A 1911-nucleotide genomic window follows, 5' to 3' on the forward strand; every position below is an offset into this window, starting at 1 on the left:
CTCCCTCCCCGCCGATCACCTTCAGCTCGAGGGGCAGGGTGGACTCGGCGTCGTTCGGGTACTTCTGGGCCACCGACGCGACCTGGTCGCACAGCGGCACGATCCGCCGGTAGTGCTTCGCGCCATCGATCAGCTCGACCACTGCCGCGAACGGCTTGCGCCCGCCTACCTTCGGCGGGCTGTACCGGTAGAAGGTCTTGCCGTTCTGGGTGAGGCTCGTGACCTCGCCGCCGCCGTACGTCGCGATGATGTTGCCGGCGTTCCACTCCTGAAGCTCGACCTTGACGGTCGCGGCGTCCTCGGTCTGGATGGTGCGGGCCGCGTACCTCAGCTGGTGGCTCTTGAGGTCCTCGAACTTCGGGTCGGTGTTCCACTCCAGGCTGCCCGGCTTGAACAGCCCGGCTTCCTTCCATCCGGCGGGCATCGCCGCCACCGGGTCCGTGGGTGCGACCGTACCCGGCGCCGCCAGGTACAGACGGGCCATCTGGGCTACGAACAGGCTCTCCGCGGGCACCGATCCTCCTCAACGTGGGCGCCAGGGACGAGCCGGACCGTAGGCCCCGCCGAGCGGTAGCGTCGCGCCGTCACCGCGCGTGGGGCTGTCGCACAACTCGCGCAATGCCGCCTCAGGCGGTCGGCGGGTGCGCGGTGACGGCGACCACGCCGACGTACCGGGCCTGGCCGGTCGGCTCCGGCAGCCACCCGCCCGTCGACAGCGCCCGCACGGCGGTCACCACCGGCCGGCCCGGCACGGCCGTCTGGTCCGCCAGCTCGTGCAGGGCCTTGATCGCGGTGGCGAACGCTCGACGCAGCAGGGGGCGGGGCGTCGAGCGGTCCAGGTCGCCGAGCGCTTCGACCTGGAGGTGGAAGGTGGCGGTCCAGCGCCAGCCCGGGGCGGATCCGCCGGGCACCTGGGTGATGCGGATGCGGGGGTAGGGCGGGGTGTTGCGGGCCCCGACCCGGCCGGGGCCGCCGAGCGCCGTCGTCAGCTCGGCGTGCCCCGACAGCCAGGCGACGGCCAGGTCCTCGGCGTCGAGGGCGGCCAGGTCACCCACTCGCCTGCCCTGCCGCCTTGTTCGCCGTCGGCTTGACCACGGCCGGCTTGCGCTCGACCGGGGCGAGGGCCTTGGCGACCGCGTCCGTGTCGGTGGGGTCCACGTTGGCGACGTACCCGGCGCTGATCAGCTGCCGGGCCTCGTGGTGCGGCACCTCGATCTCGTCGCCGGGCATCAACTGCTCGCCGTCCCGCGTGAGGTGGTGGGCGAGGACGATCCGGACGCGGTCGGGCTGGGCCATGTCGGCTCCTTCGGGCGGTGTTCGGGGTGACCGGGCGAAGGAAAGCAGGGCCCGGCCTCTACCGTCCGCCCTTCCCCGGCCGGGCCTCGCCCCGGTCGGGCGCCGGCGGGCGGGTCAGCGGTGCCGGGCGGCGACCTGGGAGGCGGCGCCGCTCATGAAGTGCGTGCCGTCGCCGTGCGCGAACTCGGCTTCGGCGGCCCGCGGGAAGTCGCAGGTGACCGTCGCGCGGGCACGCTCGCCGTCGATGGCGGCCTTGGTCGCCGAGATCGTCGCGGCGACGGCTTCCGGGTCCTCCGTGACCGTGCACCGGCACCCTGCGGTCTCCTCGACGGGGCCTTCGGGGTCGCGGGGCCCGGAGAGCGTGGCGTTCCCGACGGAGAACGGCAGCGGTGCCGGTACGGTCTGCCCGTCGGCGGCCTGGTGGCTGGGCCGGGCTTGTCCGTCTTCCTGGGTGTGCCAGGTCTTGGCGGCCGGGGCTCGGCGCCGGGCCTCTTCCTCGACTTCCTCGGCCAGGCGCTGGGTGTGCTGCAGCATCAGCGGGGCCAGGCGGCGAGCAAGGTCGGAGGGCAGCTCAAGGTGGGCCATCACGGGTGTCCTTCCGGCCGGGTGCCGTCC

General features: G+C 73.8%; 4 protein-coding genes. All 4 read right to left on the reverse strand.

Translation table 11 applies throughout. The annotated features are described in order from the left end of the window. Nucleotides 1–514: hypothetical protein (locus tag ACLWS4_RS37030; protein WP_416876425.1), on the reverse strand; the 514-nt coding region annotated here is incomplete at its 3' end. Between the two features lie 112 nt (nt 515–626). Beyond that, nucleotides 627–1055, reverse strand: a complete 429-nt coding sequence (locus ACLWS4_RS37035; RefSeq protein ID WP_416876426.1) for a hypothetical protein — start codon at nt 1053–1055, stop codon at nt 627–629. After that, nucleotides 1048–1296, reverse strand: coding sequence for a hypothetical protein (locus tag ACLWS4_RS37040; RefSeq protein ID WP_416876427.1), 249 nt, complete (start codon nt 1294–1296; stop codon nt 1048–1050). The genes ACLWS4_RS37035 and ACLWS4_RS37040 overlap by 8 nt, the downstream gene beginning before the upstream one ends. A gap of 114 nt (nt 1297–1410) precedes the next feature. Next, nucleotides 1411–1911 (reverse strand): hypothetical protein (locus ACLWS4_RS37045; RefSeq protein WP_416876428.1); only part of this gene is annotated, 501 nt, incomplete at its 5' end.

The organism is Kitasatospora sp. SC0581, assembly GCF_048159585.1.
GTDB lineage: Bacteria > Actinomycetota > Actinomycetes > Streptomycetales > Streptomycetaceae > Kitasatospora.